The sequence below is a fragment of the Lactobacillus gasseri ATCC 33323 = JCM 1131 genome (assembly GCF_000014425.1).
In the GTDB taxonomy this organism is placed as follows: Bacteria; Bacillota; Bacilli; order Lactobacillales; family Lactobacillaceae; genus Lactobacillus; species Lactobacillus gasseri.
This window is the reverse complement of sequence record NC_008530.1, coordinates 260309-279462: the sequence shown is the minus strand read 5'-3', so window position 1 is coordinate 279462 and position 19154 is coordinate 260309. Positions and strand designations below refer to the sequence as shown.

The following is a 19154-nucleotide window of genomic DNA, read 5'->3' as shown; positions in this document are numbered from 1 at the left end:
TTAAAATGAGCGAAAACGAAAAAAATGAACAAAATGAATATGCTCCATTAAAAGGTATTAAAATTGTCGACTGGACTCAAGTCCAATCAGGCCCATCATGTACTCAACTTTTAGCTTGGCTTGGTGCCGATGTTATTAAAATTGAACGTACTAATACTGGTGACCCAACTAGAAATGAATTGCTTGATATTAAAGATTCTTGGAGTCTTTACTACTTACAATTAAACGCCAATAAGAGATCTCTAACTTTGGATATTAAGACTCCTGAAGGTAAAAAGATTATGTATGACTTAGCTAAAAAAGCTGATGTCTTTGTTGAAAACATTGCACCAGGATCAGCTGATCGTAACGGCTTTGGCTGGGAAAAGCTTCACTCTATTAATCCTAGATTGATCTATGCTTCATTAAAGGGATTTAATGAAGGTTCACGTTTTGAAAATGTTAAGGCATTTGAGCCCGTTGCTCAAGCTGCTGGTGGTTCTGCATCTGCAACTGGTTGGAACAAAGGCGTAAACAATGTTCCTACTCAATCTGCAGCTGCCCTAGGTGATTCAAACACTGGTATGCACTTAGCTATCGGTATTTTAGCTGCCTTATTGCAACGTGAACACACCGGTGAAGGTACTTTTGTTTACCAATCAATGCAAGACGCTGTTCTTAACCTTTGCCGTATTAAATTACGTGACCAACTTATGCTTGACAACTTGGGTGCTCTACCTCACTACGCAGTTTACCCAAATTGGAAGTGGGGCAAGGCAATTCCTCGTGCTGAGAACACCGAAGGTGGACAAGTTATCGGCTGGACTTACAAGGCTAAAGGTTGGGAAACTGATCCTAATGCATATGTATATATCGTTATTCAAAATGAAAATAAGAAATGGGATAAAATGTGTGAAGCTATGGGTCACCCAGAATGGGAAAAGGATCCAAGATTTGTTGACTGGCAACACCGTCAATTACACAAAGAAGAATTATATCCATTAATCGAAGCCTACACTAAGCAATACGATAAATACACTTTAACTAAAGAGCTTGGTGCTGCTGGCGTTCCAGTTGGACCAGTTTTAGACTGGCATGAACTTGAAAACGATCCTGATCTAAATAGCGATGGTACAATCGTTACTATCGACCAAGGTGGTAATCGTGGTAAGTTCAAGACTATTGGTTTACCATTCAGTCTTTCGAACTACAAGCCAGCTTATGATAGAGCACCTGACCTTGGCGAAAACAACAAGGAAATCTTAACTGAACTTGGTTATGATGCAGATCAAATCGAAGATTTAGTTAACAAGGGCGTTATTTCTAAAGCTAAGGGTCCAAAGAATCCACGTGTTCACGTTATTATTGATGGAAAAGAACACTAATTAAGATTAATAAATTTAAGTATATACACTAAAAGGCGGCTAGAATTAATTTCTAACTGCCTTTTAGCGTAATAATATTTTTAATTATTAATAAAGTTTAACTAATTTAATAATTGATTAAAACTATAACTTAATCACTATACTTTCTCTTAAAATGTGGCTATAATATCATTCAGATATAAATAAAAGAGGTGGATATTTTAGTCATGAAGGATAATTATACAATTGACCATGATATGTATCTTATGAATCATAAAAATGGCGATGTTCTGAAGGTAACTGTTGATAATAAAGATAAGTCATTAAAGAATTTGCAACTTTATCGTCAAGATGGCCTTGGAAATTACTACTATGACAAAAACTCACAGTTAAAGCATCAAGATAATTTAGCCACTAAAAAAGACATTGTTAAGGCAAGTAAAGAAATTGGTGCACATAATACCCACCATATCGACAAGTGGCATCACAAAGTTACGCCAGTATATAATGCTGAACACAAGATTACTGACTTTGAGCCCAAACTTGCTTTAGAGCATCACGCTAAGATTAAGAACGCTAAAAGATATTTGCGTCATTTGAATCATCATCATGCAGATTTTTTATTCTTAGCTAATAAAGGTTTGTTAAGACAACCTTTGAATTATCTAAAAGATGCGATTTATACTGACCGTAATAAAGAAATGGTCATTGCACATAAGGTACATAAGATCGCTAAATAATGAAAAGACCAGTGAACGTTTCAAGTCACTGGTCTTTTTTGTCAGACAAAAAATTAATTACGGATAAACTGAAAAAAGATATATTTCAATGAAAACTATTTCTTACTACAATTCACCTATTGGAAAAATATTGCTCGCTAGTGACGAGCAAGGTCTAGTTGGGCTATGGCTAGATACTGATCGTTACTATGGAGATATTCTTGCAAAAAACTATTCCGAAGGAGAAAACGAATATCTAGTTTCTGCTAAAAAATGGTTAGATATTTATTTTCAAGGAAAAGAGCCTACTTTTACTCCTCAATTACACTTTACTGGTACTGATTTTCAGAAAAGAGTTTGGCAGGCCTTACTAAAAATTCCTTATGGAACAACTATAACTTACAAAAAAATCGCTGTCCAAGTAGCTAAAGATAAAGAACACTTACCTATCAGAGCTACTGGCGGAGCTGTTGGTCGAAATCATATTTGTATTATTGTTCCTTGCCATAGAGTTGTTGGCGTTAACCATAATTTAACCGGATATGCTGCTGGAATTGATAAGAAAATTAAATTGCTTAGACTCGAGGGAGTTGATATTAGTCAATTTAAGAATCACATTAATCATTAATTCAAACCTCGCGAGAGTTTTTATAATTACAAGTCTACAAATCAAAAAAATCACCGATATAATACAAAATGAATTAAATCAAGCAAGAATTTATTTTGTATTACTTAGAATTAGCTTTAGCTATTATTTTTTGAATTAATTGGAACTAACTTAATGAAGTTATCAGATGGCTTTACTAAAATATGTTTTTCCGTTGGAACATTAATTTCTTATGCACTCTTATTGCCTTTGGCTTTTCCTAGCCGTAATTTCTTTTCATTTAGCCGTCAATGGTCACAATCAATATACTCTTCGTTATAAAAAATCACGTTACTAGTTACAATAACATTTTAGAAAAATTCAACATTTCTCGAAAATGGGCTAGAAATGTAATTATTCTATTAACCCTTGTTTCTACAACTATTAGCGTCATGCTTAGTTTTAAGTATTGTATTGCACTATCTACCTACGTTTGCTTTAGGCACTTTACTTACCATTCCACTAGTTTATCGTTCAACTAGAACCTTCGTTAATAATCCTCATAAAGAAAGTACGTTTAAAGGAATTTTAGTGAATGTTTTGTTAGTACTAGTCAGTGAAATCATCGTCTCGCTTATAGGATTAATATGGTAATAATTAAGAATATAACTCAGCATAATAAAAAGCTCGCACTTAGGTGCGAGCTTTTTGGCATTAATGACCTCGATGTTTTTCACGTTTTTTAGCCTGCTTTTTTAGAAATTTTCTTTCCTTTTCAAGCTGTTTATTTTCTTTAACACTCATCTTCTTAATTATTTTCGATTCTTCAAATTGTTTTTTTAAGGCTATTTGTGCCTTAGTCCCAATTTGCTTTTGTTGCGTAGCTGTATGCGCCAAGCGTTGAGCTCTTTTTGGATTAATGTGACGATCTGCTCGATTTTCAATTGTGGTTCTGTAGAAATTCAATTTTGAATACTTTCGATTCACTAAATAAATAATTTCTGGCATACGCGGTAATGATGTACCTAAATTAACTTGCGCTACGCTATAACTGTTTCCATCAATTCGCTCAAAAATAGCCTTGTAAAACGGCTCATCAAAGACGATAGTTAATACACCTTTAATCATAATGCATTCCTCCTAAAAAATATTAGGAAAGATGGACATCCTAGGAGGAAGGTTACTGATATAAAGCTATATGATTATATATTCGGACTACCAACCGAATTGTGTTTTTACTTTCCATAGAAAGTATTATACCTTAATCTTTATAAAAAGATATTTTATCTAATCTAAAATAATCCTTCCATGTATCGCAGATTTCGTCAATATTAGCTTCCAAGAAAGCTGTTATTTTCTTTAAATCTTTTTTAGACAATTCAGCTTTATTATTTGCCATTTGCACAGTACCATCCTCTAAAATCCAAAATTTTGTAGATGCTGGATTAGGGTGGCCTTTAGTCACATGAACATGAATCGGCTCATCACCTTCATTTGACCAAAAATATAGTTTATAACCTGCATAAGTAAAATAATTAGGCATTTGTCTCTTCTTTCTCTCGTGCAGCTGCTAAAATCAATTTTGCATTATTATGCAATATTTTTTCATTTCTCTTGGTTTCAGAAGGTGTAAAACCGTCATTATATAAACAACTATAATCTGGTAAGGTATAACGTGCCTCACTAAAACCATCATCAGTAGGCAACTCGAAATTAACTTCAACCTTAACAGCACCATTTTTGTCTTTTAAAGGTTGTGTATAAGTAACAATTAATCTTCCTGGAAATTCAGCATATGGATATAACATTCTCTCACCTTTTCTCATCAGTAAAATCATTATCTTCTCCTTTCTATTTTACCTATCTATATCTAAATTACGCAAAGCTATTAGTTATTAATTCTCTGGACAAACAACAACTAACCGAGATTTAAGCATCTCAGTCAATTCTTCTGATTGCTCATTTCGAAATGAAATAGTATATTTCTCCCTTCCATTTTTCCATGGATCTACAGGCGTTAACAAAATAAAATAAGTTCTACAAAGCAACAATTCATTTCTCATAAAACGATAAACTTCATCTTTTAACATATTTTGGAAATAATTTAAGCCACTCGGCCAAGTTTCTTTATCAGCTACAAGCAGTCCAATTATTATGGTTTCTCCATCAGAAGTTTTAGCAAAGATATTTCGATTGTCCTTATCTTCGGGAAAACGAAATCCGACTGATACAATACGTTCTTCAGGAAGAATTTCTTGCATTATTTTTAATAAGACATTATCTTCATGAATCTTCTTACTAAATTCAACTTCATTGTACATATTTGGATCAGTAAACATTTTTTTAATATATTTCATCATTTTTCCTCTTCTACTAAAAATTTTGTTTCTAATCCTTATTACGCAAAAAACTCCCAATTTTTGTTGGGAGCTTTAATTTTTTATTTAAATTTTTATCTTGTTCGTCTTTCGTCACGAACAAATTTTCGCTATACTAATCTTTGCAGAAAGTTTTATGAGCGGCGGTTGTTTTCCCTCCCGGAGGTAAGGCCTATGGTCAATACACTGCAGAAAGGGTTCAACCATGTCGGTTTACGAAAGCATTCTTTAATGCTTTTGTTTGGTACGTTTGTGCTAGCTTTGCTAACCTATATCGACCACCACAAAAAATAAAAACGCCGCTCAATGTATAACTTTGGCCAGTTATTGAGTAGCGTTCATCGCAAAAATTAACGTTTAAAACCACCGCTCTTAAAGCGGGCTGCAAAGGAGATCCTCGGATCTCCTTTTTCTTTACTTAGATTATAGCATATTTTTTAAACTAAAAGCCCGCAAAATCAATTGCGAGCTTTTTTGCATTAATGACCACGATGTTTTTCTCGACGTTTAGCTTGTTTTTGGAAGAAACGTTTTTCTTGTTCTTTACGTTTCCTATCCTTATTTGCCTTTTTCTTGGCTATCTTTGACTGTTCAAACTGCTTTTTCAAAGCTTGCTGTGCTTTGGTACCAATAATTTTCTTTTGAGTAACCTTATGAGCTAATCTTTGTGCTCTCTTAGGATTAACATGATAAATCTTTTCTTTCTCCACCGTAGTTTGATAAAAATGCAATTTCGAATAATGAAAGTTTACCAACTTAAGTATCTCTGGCATATGTGGCAGGGATGCTCCTAAATTAACCTGCGCTACTTCATAATTAGTACCATCAATCCGTTCAAAAATTGCTTTGTAAAACGGATCATCAAAAATGATAGTCAATTCACCTTTAATCATAATGCGTTCCTCCTAATAAAATTTATTAGGAAAGATGGACATCCTAGGAGGAAGGTTACTGATATAAAGTTAATAATTATACATTCGGACTACCAACCGAATCGTGTTTTTACTTTCCTTAGGGAAAATTATATCTTAAATTATTTATAAATTCATTTTTGCAATTTTATCCAAATATTTTTTACGTCTACCTACTGAAGAAGTACTTACACCACCAAAATTGTACCAATGACGATCTTGCATCCCCAGCTGTTTTAAAGTCTTATTAACAAAAATTTTTTTAATACCATTTCCTAAAAACAGTTTCAAATAAAATGTTGGAGAAGTTGAAGTAGTAAAAACATATGTATGTTTAACATTAGTTAGTTCACCATGGATACCAGTTTTCGTAACTGTATGTGACAGTCCTTGTCCTTCTTTCATGACTTTATCAATAAATCCTTTTAACATTCCAGGAATTCCATTCCACCAAAATGGAGTAATAAAAATCACTTCTGGTGTTTCTTTCAACCAACTAAGATACTTTTTTACTAAAGGATCATGTGTCTGTCCGGTATGAAACAAGCGCATTTCTTCGAGATCATAGATTGGAACAAAACCATCTTTGTACAAATCTATTAATTTGTAATCCTTATTATTTTGTCTTAAATTATTTCCTACATTTTCTAGTACAGCATGATTAAAACTTTTATCGTAGGGATGACAATAAATAATCAAGCAATCCATAAAATATTCTCTTTTCTACTGTAAAAACTCATCTAGTGTCCTTTTCACTAAATCCTCGTCGTATTCGACTATTTTCTTATTAACTAAAGCAGCATATCCTTGAATAAATGACCATATTTGAATAAATAGATCTTGATTTGATACATTCTTTTTTGGATTTAGTTCATTAACTAAAACTTTCATTTTATCTAAAAAATCATATTTTGATTTTTTAGTAGAAAATACTTTTAAAGTAGTTGAATTAAAAAACAAAAATTCAGCTAAATTATTATGTTGATCTACATACTGACAAAAGTTTTTAGCAATTATTAGTAATTTCTCTTGAGCTGTCGCATTATCAGGTAAAGATATCTTATCAATAAAATTACGTGATAGTTCAATTGCTACTTTTTCATATAAGGCATCTTTACTTTTAAAATGCTTATAAAAAGCACCTGTAGTTAATCCAAGTGTAGCTGTTAACTTTCTTAAACTTAAATTTTGATACCCATATTTGTCTATGACAGTAATAGTCTTACCAACTAACTTATCTTGTGTATTCATACCCGCCTCCTAGATAACAGTGTTATCTTTGACTCAAATGATAACACCGTTATCCTAATAAAGTAAAGAAAAATTAAAAAACCCGCAAAATTAATTGCGAGCTTTTTGACTTGTTCGCCTTCTATTGCAAACAAGTATTCGATATAATGTTTTTACAGCAAGTTTTATGAGCGGCGGTTGTTTTTCCTCCCGGAGGTGAGGCCTATGGTCAATATACTGCAGAAAGGGTTCAACCATGTCGGTTTACGAAAGTATTTCCTTAATGCTTTTGTTTGGTACGTTCGTGTTAGCTTTGCTAACCTATATCGACCACCACAAAAAATAAAAACGCCGCTCTACTTACATAACTTTGGCGAGTTATAGAGCGTCGTTTTCAACGATTTTTATAATATCGACCACCGCTCTTAAAGCGGGCTGCAAGGAGATCTTCGGATCTCCTTTTTCTTTACACAAATTATACCATATTTTTCAAAATAAAAGCGCGCAAAGTTAATTGCGAGCTTTTTGACTTATTTGTCTTCTTTTACAAAAAATATTTCATTGACAGTTGCTTTTTGCTATCTTCTTCAACTGCTCAGTTAAATATTTACTTATTGATCCTTACACTATTCTTCTGCAAAAATATTGCTACTTTTTGCATTATTTCTTCTGAATCTGCACTTGTAGTTACACTCAGCATTAATGCGATCCCTTGAGATTTTGATACTTTTAAACTATATCCATTTAATTTTAAAAATAATTTTGTTACCACATATGCTGTTCTCTTATTTCCATCCGTAAAAATATGTTTTTTAGTACTTTTTTGCAAAACAAAGGCAGCTTTTAACCATAAACTTGGATATAATTCATGTCCAAAAAGAACCATTTGTGGCTGTTCAATAATTACACTTAATCCTTCGGGGTATTGAATAACTTCTTGCTTTTCGCCGGTAAATTCTAGAACTCTTTTGTTAACATATATCAAATCGCTAGAAGATAAATATCTATATTCCATTTTATAAATCCTTTAACGCTTGAATTAAATCTGCATCTTCATTTAAGATATCACTAACTTCTTTCTTTACATCCTCTGATACTTCAGGCATTTTTTTAAACGTAATTGACATCCCATCTGGAGAAACCTCTTTGATTACCTGATCTCCAGGCTTAACTTTAAAGATAGCAGTATCTTGCTTAGTTAACCTAATTGCTTCTGAATTTCCTGCTTTAAAAACTTTGGCTGTTTTATTATCCTTCAAAAAATCCATAAGATTACCTCCCACTTATTTTGTGTGATTACATTTTATCACTTTGTAGATACATGTAGCATCATTTAGCCTATAAAAAGGTATTTGCAACTAATAGTTGCCTGCTAAGCAATCAAAAAGTGGTTGTCTGCAACCAAGATTTTTTATAAATTAAGATCAATAAAAACAGAAAGGACGATCTATTATGAGATTAGGTCAAAAAATCGCAGACTTGCGGAAAAAGAATAATCTTTCTCAAGAAGGCTTAGCTGAAAAAATGAACGTTAGTCGCCAAGCAGTTTCAAAATGGGAAAGTGAACAATCAATTCCAGATATTGAAAAAATAGTTAATTTATCAGAATTATTTGGTGTAACAACTGACTATCTATTAAAGAGCGGCGAACCCTCATTTGAGCTTAAAAATGAAGATATTAATGATAAAGATAAATTACCTGTTTTATCTGATGAATTAGTTAAAAAATATTTAGCTGCTAGTCAGAAAAGTTCCAAATTACGTGCTTTAGCTATTGCCTTAATTATTTTTAGTCCTGTGTGGTTATGTTTTGCATGTATCTTATCTATCTTCTTCGACCACGACAGTCACTATGAAACTCCTCTAACTTTCACAATTTCTCTCAGTGGCTACGTAGCAGCTATTATTACTATTGCCATTGCATTGGGGCTTTTTATTTATAGTCTATTAAATATGCGTGAGTTCAAACAAATCAAAAAGCAACACTTTGATTTGACTGAAGAGAGAAAGAAATTAGAATTCACAATTAAATTATTTCACCAAAATAATGATAAATACGTAGTCTTTGCTAGTATTTTAGCCGTTTTAAGTATTATCGGACCAATGATTAATTGGTTCAGTAACTTTTCAAGCTCTAGCATAGGATTTATTATTACCTGGGGAATAACTTTCATAATTTTTAGTAGTGCTTCATATTTATTTACTTTTTATTTATTCCAAAGAAATTATCTTTCTACTCTAATTAAGCATAAAAAGCATTTGCCAATTAAGCTTCACAGATTGTTTGTCTATGGCAGTTGGATTTATGTTTTCTGTGTCCTGGGTATTTTTTATATTACTACTAGACTTCCTTATGGTTTGTATATACCCTTTTTTAATCCTACACTTTTCGTATATTTAAGTATTACAGTTTACTGTCTATTTACATACTTTTTTATCAAAGAAAAAGCTGAATAATTCACCTAAAAAGCCCGCAAAATAAATTGCGAGCTTTTTCATTTATTAACCAGAAAATTAATTATTTGAACTTTGATCATCTTTATTTGCGCTAGTTGATGGATCATCCGAGTCTACTTTTTTACCAGGATTAAAGATCTCATCATATTCTTTAGCCTCATTACTTGTCTTAGTGAAGACCTGTTTATTCTGACCATTCTTCTCAGTCATCGTCAGTTTTTTTCCTTCTAACAACAAGTTAGCATTAGTATTAACCTCTTGATTATTATCATCTCTATGCGTTAGCGTAATTGAGAATTTATTGTGACCTTCGTAATGCCAATTACCAGAATCATTTTTTGAACCATCATTATGGTTCTTAGTTTGGTAATACCATAACGTATGTCCATTTTGTAACACAACTGCGGCTGTTTTATCTTTATTTACATATGTTCCAACTATATCAGTGATAGTTAACTCATGGCTTGAACTTTGATTAGTTTTACTTGATTTACTAGACGTAGCTTGATTGTTAGAACTATTAGAAGAAGTATTATTTGCACAACCTGTTAAACCGACAGTAAGGAGTGCAATTGCCCCAAAAAATAATTGTTTTTTGAAATTCATTTAATCAAATCCTCCAAAATTTTATAAACTAGTTATACCATAAATAAGAATAGTATCAACACCAGGCGATGATATTCATTAAAAAGCCCGCAGATTTAATTGCGAGCTTTTGGTTTGTCCGTCTTTCTTTACGAACAAATTTTCGCTATACTAATTTTTGCAGAAAGTTTTATGAGCGACGGTTGTTTTTCCTCCCGGAGGTGAAGCCTATGGTCAATATACTGCAGAAAAGGTTCAACCATGTCGGTTTACGAGAGCATTTCTTTGATGCTTTTGTTTGGTACGTTCTTGTTAGCTCTGCTGACATACATCGACCACCACAAAAAATAAAAACGCCGCTCAATTATATAACTTTGGACAGTTATTGAGTGACGTATTCACAATACTATAATTACCTCCGCTCTTAAAGCGGGCTGTAAGGAGATCTTCGGATCTCCTTTTTTCATGCTTGATTATAGCATATTTTTTCAAAATAAAGCCCGCAAATCTAATTGCGAGCTTTACTTATATATTCTATTATTCCCACTCAATAGTGGAAGGTGGCTTACTAGTAATATCATAAACTACACGGTTAATATGATCACATTCATCTACAATTCTTGTAGAAATCTTGCTTAATACATCCCATGGCAATTTAGCAAAGTCTGCAGTCATCCCATCAATTGAAGTTACAGCACGAATACCAATGGTGTAGTCGTAAGTACGTCCATCACCCATAACACCAACTGAGCGAATACCAGGAAGTACTGTGAAATATTGCCAAATATCTTCTTGCAGGCCAGCCTTTTTAATTTCATCACGTAAAATTGCGTCACTTTCACGCACAATCTTAAGTTTATCTTCGGTAACTTCACCTAATACACGAATAGCAAGACCTGGACCTGGGAATGGTTGACGCCATACTAAGTCGTGTGGAATACCCAATTTTTCACCCAGTTCACGTACTTCATCCTTGAAAAGCTTACGAAGTGGTTCAATTAACTCAAAATGCATATCCTCAGGTAAGCCACCAACATTGTGGTGAGACTTAATTGTTTGAGCAGTATTAGTACCTGATTCAATCACATCAGTATATAACGTACCTTGAGCTAAGAAATCAACATCCTTAAGCTTCTTAGCTTCTTCATTAAAGACTTCAATAAACTCCTTACCAATGATCTTACGTTTTTGCTCAGGGTCGGTTACGCCCTTAAGTTTATCTAAAAAGCGCTTTTGTGCATTAACACGAATAATGTTTACACCAAGATCCTTGTTCAAGGCCTGCATTACTTGGTCGCCTTCGTCCTTACGAAGCATCCCATGATCAACAAAAATTGCAGTCAATTGATCGCCAATTGCCTTGTGCAAAAGTGTTGCTGTAACGCTTGAATCAACACCACCTGAAAGGCCTAAGATGACTTTCTTATCACCGACTTTTTCACGAATTTCATCAACTTGCATTTCAATGAAATCGTCCATTGTCCAGTTAGCCTTTGCATCACAAACATTGAATGCAAAGTTCTTCAAAATATCTAAGCCATATTCTGAATTGCGAACTTCCGCATGGAATTGAATTCCATAGAATTTCTTTTCATCATTAGCAATTGCAGAAATTGGGCAATTCTTACTCTTAGCAGTAACTTTAAAGCCTTCTGGTGCCTTAGTTACTAGATCTCCGTGGCTCATCCATACATATTGCTCTTTAGGTAAGCCTTCAAACAAGACCGCATTTGGATCAGTTACTTCGATATCTGCACGGCCATATTCTGAATTATCAGCCTTTTCTACCTTGCCACCTAAGTCGTAACTCATCAGCTGCATCCCGTAGCAAATACCTAAAATTGGAATACCTAGCTTAAAGATTTCAGGATCAACCTTTAATGCGCCTTCATCATAAACACTGTTAGGACCACCTGAAAAGATAATTCCTTTAGGTGCCATTTTCTTAATTTTTTCAATGCTCAAGTCATGAGGCAAAAGTTCTGAATAAATACCAAAATCACGAATTCGACGGGTAATCAGTTGGTTATATTGACTACCAAAATCAAGCACGATAATCTTGTCAAAGTCATTTAGATTAGTCTTAGCCACAATTTTCTCCTTCTAAAATAATTCATCCCTATTTACTAGAAACTTTACTAAGAAAAATTCAATTGGTCAATCATTTCTTTTATCTTTCTATCCCTAAGCATTAAAATAGCGTATTCATTTCTTGATCGATAAAATATAGATAGTCTATACAAACTTCTATTTATATATTAAAGAGGTGATTATCATGTCTAACGAAAATTATATATCTTATTCTGCTACCCAAGATTTCTTATCTGCCAGAAGACGTAGTTCAACATTAATTGCTAGTGGCGTGATGCTATGTATTTTCTCACCAATTGTCTTATTACTTCTAATTAGTTTTACTAGATTAGACATCTTAACCTGGTCAATCAATTTTGCAACTGGAATTGGAGTAATTGTTTTACTAGCTTTTATCGCCGCAGCAGTTGCGTTATTCATAGCTGGAAACCGATGGCTTAAAGTTCATGAAAATTACGAATATGAAGACTGCAATCTTTCAAACAAATTAAGAGAAAAAATTATCAAAGAAAATAAAGTCTATGAAAACCAACATATGATTTTTAAAATTATTGGCATTACTTTTTGCATTTTGTCTGCTATTCCGTTAATGAGTGGCGCCTTATTTGTAGATGCACTTGCTAGCAGTAGACTTGATGACTTAATGACTGGCCTTTCTTCAGTTACGCTTTTACTCGTTGGCATTGGCGTCTTTTTCTTAGTTAAAACTAATATCATTCATGATAGTTTCAATATTATCCTACAACTTGATGACTACACAAGTGAGAAAAAAGCTGGTAAAAAGTTGATTGAAAAATACGCAACCATTTACTGGATGGTAATTTCTTTTATCTATCTTGCTTATAGTTTTATGAGTAACAATTGGAGCCAGAGCTGGATTATTTGGCCGCTAGCTGGAATTGCGTACGGAATCTTTGAAACGGTCATGTCGCTAAAAAAGAAAAAAGCAATTTCAGAATGATCCATCCCTAAAAAGGCCCTTGTGTTCGGAAAATGATTCTGCTACACTCTAGATATCAAAATATCTATATATCGTCGTAATAAGGTCGACAGTTTCTACCCGGAACCAATTAATTCTGGACTATAGGTAATCGATGTCATAAGTAGCACTACAATAGACTTCTTTTACCCTAATTCACGGGTAGAAGGAGTCTTTTTTATGCAGGAGGAACAAATTGAAATTACTTGAGGAACGGATTCGCAAAGATGGAGAAGTATTAGATGGTGACGTCTTAAAGATTAATTCTTTTCTTAATCATCAAGTCGATCCGGAACTTATGATGCAAGTAGGGGAAGAATTCAAACGTTTATTTGAAAATGAAAAGATCACTAAAGTTCTTACCTGTGAAGCTTCAGGAATTGCACCTGGTATTATGGCAGCTTATCAACTAGGCGTTCCAATGGTTTTCGCAAGAAAGAAAAAGCCATCCACTCTCAACGACGCTGTTTACTGGGCCGATGTATTTTCCTATACAAAAAAGGTTAATAATAAAATTTGCGTAGAAAAGAAATTTTTAAGCAGTGACGATCATTTATTAATTATTGATGATTTCTTAGCACATGGTGAAGCCGTTAAGGGAATGCTTAATATCGCCAAACAAGCAAATGCAGCTGTAGCAGGTGTCGGCGTAGTGGTAGCTAAAGAGTTCCAAGGTGGCAGCGACTGGGTTAAGGAACATGGCTATCGTCTTGAAGCCTTAGCTAGAATTTCTAATTTTGAAAATAATCAAGTACATTTTGTAGGAGAAAAATAAATGAAGCATATGCAAGTTAACCACAAAAAAGCAGCTTTATTAGGATTGCAACATTTATTAGCAATGTACTCTGGAGCTATCGCTGTTCCGCTCTTAATTGGTACAGCCTTAAAATTTAACTCCACACAAATGACTTACCTAGTTTCAATTGATATTTTTATGTGTGGTTTAGCCACTGCACTTCAACTCTTACGTAATCGTTACTTCGGAATTGGTTTGCCAGTTGTTTTAGGATGTGCAATTCAAGCAGTCGCTCCACTTCAAATGATTGGTAAAAAATTCACTATCGGAACGATGTATGGCGCTATTATTGTCGCAGGTATCTTCGTCTTCCTCGTAGCAGGGTATTTTTCAAAAATCAAAAAACTCTTTCCGCCAGTTGTAACAGGAAGTTTAATCACAGTTATCGGACTTTCTTTAATTCCAGTTTCTATTCAAAATCTTGGTGGTGGAAATTCTGCTGCTAAGAACTTTGGTGATCCTAAAAATCTCTTAACTGGTTTTATAACTGTCGCAATTATCCTAGCATTACAGGTTTGGGGTAGGGGCTTTATTAAATCAATTGCCGTTTTAGTTGGCTTAATTGCTGGGACACTAATTGCAAGCACGCTAGGAATGGTATCACTAACCCCAGTCGCACAAGCTTCTTGGTTCCACCTGCCACAACCATTTTATTTTGGGATGCCGCAATTTGAGTGGTCATCTAGCTTAACCATGATTATCATTGCACTAGTTTCAATGGTTGAATCAACTGGTGTTTTCTTTGCCATTGGTGACTTGCTACATAAAGATATTTCAAGTGATGATCTCAAGAAGGGCTACCGTGCTGAAGGATTAGCTCAAATTCTTGGTGGTGTCTTCAACACTTTCCCATACACTACTTTTTCACAAAATGTTGGTTTACTTGAATTGTCAGGCATCACCACTAAACGACCAATTTACTGGGCATCTGGATTTTTAATGTTAATGGGCTTATTACCAAAATTTGGTGCGTTAGTAACTATCATTCCTGATTCTGTCTTGGGCGGTGCAATGCTAGTAATGTTCACTATGATCGCCGTCCAAGGAATGCGGATGCTCAAGCGAGTTGATTTCGACGATACTCGCAACATCTTAATCGTAGCCATTTCAATTGGTTTAGGATTAGGTGTTACTGTTTATCCGCAAGTTTTCCAATCTCTACCTGAAACTATTCAGTTATTCCTTGGAAATGGTATTGTTGTAGCTAGCTTAAGTGCTACTATCCTCAATCTCCTCTTTAAAGGAAAATCTGGGTTAGAAGAGCAGCATATCCCTGCTGCACCAGAAAAAATTGAGGTACAACACTAATTAAAAATTATTCTTAAAACCACATAAAAAGGACTTGGAGTTTTTTCCAAGTCCTTTTTACTTTATTCAAAAATCTTAAACATCAATTACAGATACTTCTGCACCTAATTGACGCAACTTTTGCTCAATTCTATCATAACCACGCAAAATATTACCTGCGTTTGAAATAATAGTCTCACCATCAGCCATTAAACCAGCCAGCATCAAGCATGCCCCTGCTCTAATTTCACCGGCGCTGACATGTGCACCATGCAAATGATGAGTTGGATGAACTAAGATAATATTATCTTCTACCTGGATATTCGCACCCATTTTCTGAAGTTCAGGAATATGCCCTACTCGCTTAGGATAGATCCGATCAATTACTACACCTTCACCAGTCTTAGCTGTTAAAAGAAGTGGGGTAATTGGTTGCTGCAAGTCAGTTGCAAAGCCTGGATAGACGTCAGTTTTAACTTGAACCATCTTTAAGTCACCTGCTGGATACACATAAAGTGAATCTTCATCAGCATCAATTACTACACCCATTTCTTCTACTTTCGCTAAGTATGAATCAAGGTGTTCTTCAATAATATTATGAATTCTAATTCCGTCACCAATGCATGCAGCTAAAGCCACATAAGTTCCAGCTTCAATTCGATCAGGGATAATTGTATGCGGAGTTTGAGCCTTCAACTCTTCTACTCCTTCAATTCTAATTACATCAGTACCAGCACCACGAATAACGGCTCCCATATTATTTAAAAATGTCGCTAAATCAATAATTTCTGGTTCTTTAGCCGCATTTTCAATAATAGTTTGTCCTTTAGCCATCACACTAGCCATAATTATATTCATTGTTGCGCCGACAGACGGCATCTTTAAATGAATTTTTGCACCACGAAGCCCAGTCTTAGGCGCTGTGATAATAATCTGATCGTTCTCATTTTCAACAGTTGCGCCTAATGCCTCAAAACCCTTAATGTGTTGATCAATAGGACGAGGGCCAATATCATCACCGCCTGGAAAGCCCACCACAGCTTTACCAAAACGCCCTAATAATGCACCCATAAAGTAGTAAGAAGCTCTTAAACTCTTAATTTTACCTGCTGGAAGGGGACTACGCTTAATGTCATCAGGATTTATCCGTAAAGTCGTCTCATGAAAATCACACTTCACATCCATTTCACTAAGCAGATCCATCAAATTATCTACATCAGCAATCCGCGGAACCCCTTCTAGGGTAACAGGAGTCCGCGAAAGTATTGACGCTGGAATCAGTGCTACAGTAGAATTCTTAGCACCGCCAATCCATACGTCGCCCTTCAGGGGCTTTCCACCATGAATAATCATCTGTTTCATTGGGGAAACAATCCTTTTCTCTATTTGTAATACCCAAATGTATCACAAAATATATTAAATGAAAAACGCAAAAAAAACAAGAGAACCCGTATATTATGGCCCTCTTGTTACCGAAATTTAATTTTTGAAAAGCCTAATTAAAATGTTGTGCTGGAAGACCACTAGCTGCACCAATAAAGGCCTTGAATAAACCTTCTGGTCTTTGCGGACGACTTAAAAATTCTGGATGATATTGAGCTGCAATGAAGAACTTCTTATCTGGAATTTCAATAATTTCTACTAAGTGGTTATCTGGAGAAACGCCGGAGAAGACCATGCCAGCCTTTTCAAAGGCTTCACGATAATCATTGTTAAATTCGTAACGGTGACGGTGTCTCTCTTGAATAACATCTTGATCATCGTAAGCTGCACGAGTCTTAGTACCCTTCTTTAAGGTTGCTGGGTATAAACCTAAACGAAGAGTACCACCGATATTTTCTTCGTCACGCTTGTCAGCCATGATATCAATGATATTATTCTTAGTTTCTGGATCAGCTTCTGCACTATTTGCATCTTTTAATCCAAGTACATCTCTAGCAAATTCGACACTTGCCATTTGCATACCTAAACAAATACCTAAGAAAGGAATGTCATGTTCACGAGCGTACTTAATTGAAGTAATCATTCCTTCAAGACCACGTGTACCAAAACCACCAGGTACAATTAAGCCGTCCGAGCCTTTCATGATTTCAGCAATATTATCTTCAGTGATATCTTCTGCTTGAACTTTATTAACTTTAATCTTGGTATCGTATAAGTAGCCTGCGTGTTGTAATGCATCAGTAACTGAAATGTATGCATCTTCAAGCTCTACATACTTACCTACTAAAGTAATAGTAGTTTCGTGCTTCAAATTCTTTGCACGCTCATCAAGCTTCTTCCAAGCTTCCATATCTGCTTCTGGCTTTGGACTTTCTAAGTGTAAGAAATCACAGACCTTTTGGTCCATCCCTTGTGCTTGAAAGGCAAGTGGTAAATCAAAAAGTGAAGGAGCATCAATAGACTCAATAATTCGATCTACTGGAACATCAGTAAAAGTTGAAATCTTATTCTTTAAATCTTGAGGTACTGGTTTTTCTGCTCTTAAAACAAGCATATTAGGTTGAATACCAATGCTTCTAAGTTCAGCAACTGAATGTTGCGTTGGCTTAGTCTTCATTTCATGAGCTGCATGAAGATAAGGTACTAAAGTACAGTGGATGTACATTACATTTTCTTCACCAACTTCACGACGCATTTGACGAATTGCTTCCATAAATGGAGTTGATTCAATATCACCTACTGTACCACCAATTTCAGAAATAATTACATCTGAATCAGTCGTCAAGGCAGCACGCATGATCTTTTTCTTAATCATATCAGTGATATGTGGAATCACTTGAACAGTTGCACCATGATAGTCACCGCGACGTTCTTTATCAAGTACTTCTTGGTAAATCTTACCTGTAGTCACGTTAGAATATTTACTTGTTCTAACATCAACAATTCTTTCGTAGTGACCTAAATCAAGGTCAGCTTCCGTACCATCATCAGTAACATAAACTTCACCGTGTTGATATGGATTCATTGTACCTGGGTCAATGTTAATGTAAGGATCGAACTTTTGCATGGTAACCTTTAAGCCACGATTCTTAAGTAAACGTCCTAAACTTGAGGCTGAAATACCTTTACCTAATGATGAAACAACCCCACCAGTTACAAAAATATACTTTGTCATGCCGTGCTTCCTCTCTTTTCTTTTATTCTTCGTTAAAATCAAAAAAAGCTCCCAAGTTCATGGGAGCTTAAATGCACATAGAGTGCCCATACAAAATACTAAAGGGAAATTCTCTTCCCGTCAAGTACTTTAATCGTCATCATCATCAAGATCATCTTGGTGAAGTTCTGATAATTGTCCTTCGATACCATCATCTAATTCATTGTCGTCAGCATCGTCAAGATCATCATCTGAGTAATCATCTTCATTATTGTCGTCGTCATCAACGTCCAAATCTTCATCTTCTGGATCATCTGAATCGTAGTCAATAATGTCGTCATCGTCAGAATCACCAATAAAGGCGTTAACCTTCTTGTGGTGCTTCTTACGTGGCACATCATCTTCATCTTCTGGATGGTTTACTTCTTCATCAACAGATTCATATGGGAACCAAGAACGCAATGCCCAAACATTATCACCCATTGAAATGAATTCACCATCAGTGTTCATATCAGTGTAAAATTGTGGCAAACGCTCACGAATTTCTTCGTCACTCTTACCCAGAAAGTTCTGGACGGCGTTAACGATATCAGCAAAGGCCATTCGCTTGCCGCTATCTTGTAAAATTGCACGAGCAACTTCGATCATTGACAATTCGTCTTTATTTTGGCCTTTAAAATCATCTAACCCCACAG

At 34.8% G+C, this 19154-nt stretch carries 24 protein-coding genes and 1 riboswitch; of the genes, 10 read left to right on the top strand and 14 right to left on the bottom strand.

What is annotated here, in order from left to right; translation table 11 throughout:
• Positions 1–5: 5 nt before the first annotated feature.
• From frc to LGAS_RS01195, 3 genes are all read left to right on the top strand, one after another.
• The gene (frc, locus tag LGAS_RS01205; RefSeq protein WP_003647862.1) at positions 6–1364 is read left to right on the top strand and encodes a formyl-CoA transferase; all 1359 of its coding nucleotides are present in this window, start codon (positions 6–8) and stop codon (positions 1362–1364) included.
• 206 nt (positions 1365–1570) lie between these two features.
• A complete protein-coding gene (locus LGAS_RS01200; RefSeq protein ID WP_003649502.1) occupies positions 1571–2083 on the top strand; it encodes a hypothetical protein in 513 nt (170 codons plus the stop codon).
• Positions 2084–2171: 88 nt separating this feature from the next.
• A complete protein-coding gene (locus tag LGAS_RS01195) occupies positions 2172–2690 on the top strand; it encodes a methylated-DNA--[protein]-cysteine S-methyltransferase (RefSeq protein ID WP_003647864.1) in 519 nt (172 codons plus the stop codon).
• A 672-nt stretch (positions 2691–3362) separates the two neighbouring features.
• Here the strand turns inward: LGAS_RS01195 and LGAS_RS01190 are convergent.
• The 4 genes from LGAS_RS01190 to LGAS_RS01175 all read right to left on the bottom strand — a co-directional run bounded on the left by LGAS_RS01190 (position 3363) and on the right by LGAS_RS01175 (position 5008).
• Positions 3363–3776, bottom strand: a complete 414-nt coding sequence (locus tag LGAS_RS01190; RefSeq protein WP_003650519.1) for a YjdF family protein — start codon at positions 3774–3776, stop codon at positions 3363–3365.
• A gap of 133 nt (positions 3777–3909) precedes the next feature.
• A complete protein-coding gene (locus tag LGAS_RS01185; protein WP_003655739.1) occupies positions 3910–4191 on the bottom strand; it encodes a DUF4160 domain-containing protein in 282 nt (93 codons plus the stop codon).
• Complete coding sequence (locus LGAS_RS01180) at positions 4184–4486, bottom strand: hypothetical protein (protein WP_003647867.1); 303 nt, start codon at positions 4484–4486, stop codon at positions 4184–4186. The genes LGAS_RS01185 and LGAS_RS01180 overlap by 8 nt, the downstream gene beginning before the upstream one ends.
• A gap of 57 nt (positions 4487–4543) precedes the next feature.
• Complete coding sequence (locus LGAS_RS01175) at positions 4544–5008, bottom strand: hypothetical protein (RefSeq protein ID WP_003650776.1); 465 nt, start codon at positions 5006–5008, stop codon at positions 4544–4546.
• On the opposite strand from LGAS_RS01175, the gene LGAS_RS09780 reads away from it, so the two are divergent.
• On the top strand, positions 4934–5320 hold the full coding sequence (locus tag LGAS_RS09780) for a putative holin-like toxin (RefSeq protein WP_323131755.1): 387 nt from the start codon (positions 4934–4936) through the stop codon (positions 5318–5320). The two genes, LGAS_RS01175 and LGAS_RS09780, sit on opposite strands and share 75 nt — an antisense overlap.
• Positions 5321–5505: 185 nt before the next feature.
• Here LGAS_RS09780 and LGAS_RS01170 read toward each other — a convergent pair whose 3' ends face one another.
• The 3 genes from LGAS_RS01170 to LGAS_RS01160 all read right to left on the bottom strand — a co-directional run bounded on the left by LGAS_RS01170 (position 5506) and on the right by LGAS_RS01160 (position 7188).
• The gene (locus LGAS_RS01170; protein ID WP_003647870.1) at positions 5506–5919 is read right to left on the bottom strand and encodes a YjdF family protein; all 414 of its coding nucleotides are present in this window, start codon (positions 5917–5919) and stop codon (positions 5506–5508) included.
• A gap of 144 nt (positions 5920–6063) precedes the next feature.
• Complete coding sequence (locus tag LGAS_RS01165) at positions 6064–6645, bottom strand: NAD(P)H-dependent oxidoreductase (protein WP_003650774.1); 582 nt, start codon at positions 6643–6645, stop codon at positions 6064–6066.
• A gap of 15 nt (positions 6646–6660) precedes the next feature.
• Positions 6661–7188: a TetR/AcrR family transcriptional regulator gene (locus LGAS_RS01160; RefSeq protein WP_003650773.1), complete on the bottom strand. Its 528-nt coding sequence runs from the start codon at positions 7186–7188 to the stop codon at positions 6661–6663.
• Between the two features lie 235 nt (positions 7189–7423).
• Here LGAS_RS01160 and LGAS_RS09365 point away from each other — a divergent pair, with 235 nt between their 5' ends.
• Positions 7424–7513, top strand: a complete 90-nt coding sequence (locus LGAS_RS09365; protein ID WP_077410116.1) for a putative holin-like toxin — start codon at positions 7424–7426, stop codon at positions 7511–7513.
• Positions 7514–7774: 261 nt separating this feature from the next.
• Here LGAS_RS09365 and LGAS_RS01155 read toward each other — a convergent pair whose 3' ends face one another.
• Positions 7775–8182 (bottom strand): type II toxin-antitoxin system death-on-curing family toxin, encoded by a 408-nt coding sequence (locus LGAS_RS01155; protein WP_003647872.1) that lies wholly within the window; start codon positions 8180–8182, stop codon positions 7775–7777.
• Position 8183: 1 nt separating this feature from the next.
• The gene (locus LGAS_RS01150; RefSeq protein WP_003650771.1) at positions 8184–8435 is read right to left on the bottom strand and encodes an AbrB/MazE/SpoVT family DNA-binding domain-containing protein; all 252 of its coding nucleotides are present in this window, start codon (positions 8433–8435) and stop codon (positions 8184–8186) included.
• Positions 8436–8619: 184 nt separating this feature from the next.
• Here LGAS_RS01150 and LGAS_RS01145 point away from each other — a divergent pair, with 184 nt between their 5' ends.
• Positions 8620–9624 carry a helix-turn-helix domain-containing protein gene (locus LGAS_RS01145; protein WP_003647874.1) on the top strand — a complete coding sequence of 335 codons (1005 nt, stop codon included), beginning with the start codon at positions 8620–8622 and terminating at the stop codon, positions 9622–9624.
• A gap of 57 nt (positions 9625–9681) precedes the next feature.
• Here the strand turns inward: LGAS_RS01145 and LGAS_RS01140 are convergent, their stop codons facing one another.
• Positions 9682–10230, bottom strand: a complete 549-nt coding sequence (locus tag LGAS_RS01140; RefSeq protein ID WP_003647875.1) for a hypothetical protein — start codon at positions 10228–10230, stop codon at positions 9682–9684.
• A gap of 240 nt (positions 10231–10470) precedes the next feature.
• On the opposite strand from LGAS_RS01140, the gene LGAS_RS09360 reads away from it, so the two are divergent.
• The gene (locus LGAS_RS09360) at positions 10471–10560 is read left to right on the top strand and encodes a putative holin-like toxin (protein WP_077410118.1); all 90 of its coding nucleotides are present in this window, start codon (positions 10471–10473) and stop codon (positions 10558–10560) included.
• A gap of 186 nt (positions 10561–10746) precedes the next feature.
• On the opposite strand, the gene guaA is transcribed toward LGAS_RS09360, so the two are convergent.
• Positions 10747–12300: a glutamine-hydrolyzing GMP synthase gene (guaA, locus tag LGAS_RS01135; protein WP_003650766.1), complete on the bottom strand. Its 1554-nt coding sequence runs from the start codon at positions 12298–12300 to the stop codon at positions 10747–10749.
• Positions 12301–12484: 184 nt separating this feature from the next.
• Between guaA and LGAS_RS01130 the strand changes: the two genes are divergently transcribed.
• The 3 genes from LGAS_RS01130 (at position 12485) to LGAS_RS01120 (ending at position 15383) form a co-directional block, all read left to right on the top strand.
• Positions 12485–13261 carry a hypothetical protein gene (locus LGAS_RS01130; RefSeq protein WP_003655722.1) on the top strand — a complete coding sequence of 259 codons (777 nt, stop codon included), beginning with the start codon at positions 12485–12487 and terminating at the stop codon, positions 13259–13261.
• Between the two features lie 44 nt (positions 13262–13305).
• Positions 13306–13404, top strand: a riboswitch (purine riboswitch).
• Between the two features lie 71 nt (positions 13405–13475).
• The gene (locus LGAS_RS01125; protein WP_003647879.1) at positions 13476–14054 is read left to right on the top strand and encodes a xanthine phosphoribosyltransferase; all 579 of its coding nucleotides are present in this window, start codon (positions 13476–13478) and stop codon (positions 14052–14054) included.
• Positions 14055–15383 (top strand): nucleobase:cation symporter-2 family protein, encoded by a 1329-nt coding sequence (locus LGAS_RS01120; protein ID WP_003647880.1) that lies wholly within the window; start codon positions 14055–14057, stop codon positions 15381–15383.
• A gap of 75 nt (positions 15384–15458) precedes the next feature.
• On the opposite strand, the gene LGAS_RS01115 is transcribed toward LGAS_RS01120, so the two are convergent.
• The 3 genes from LGAS_RS01115 to rpoE all read right to left on the bottom strand — a co-directional run bounded on the left by LGAS_RS01115 (position 15459) and on the right by rpoE (position 19152).
• On the bottom strand, positions 15459–16724 hold the full coding sequence (locus LGAS_RS01115; RefSeq protein WP_003647881.1) for a UDP-N-acetylglucosamine 1-carboxyvinyltransferase: 1266 nt from the start codon (positions 16722–16724) through the stop codon (positions 15459–15461).
• A gap of 133 nt (positions 16725–16857) precedes the next feature.
• Complete coding sequence (locus LGAS_RS01110) at positions 16858–18480, bottom strand: CTP synthase (protein ID WP_003647882.1); 1623 nt, start codon at positions 18478–18480, stop codon at positions 16858–16860.
• Positions 18481–18609: 129 nt separating this feature from the next.
• On the bottom strand, positions 18610–19152 hold the full coding sequence (gene rpoE / locus LGAS_RS01105; protein WP_003655719.1) for a DNA-directed RNA polymerase subunit delta: 543 nt from the start codon (positions 19150–19152) through the stop codon (positions 18610–18612).
• Between the last annotated feature and the right edge of the window lie 2 nt (positions 19153–19154).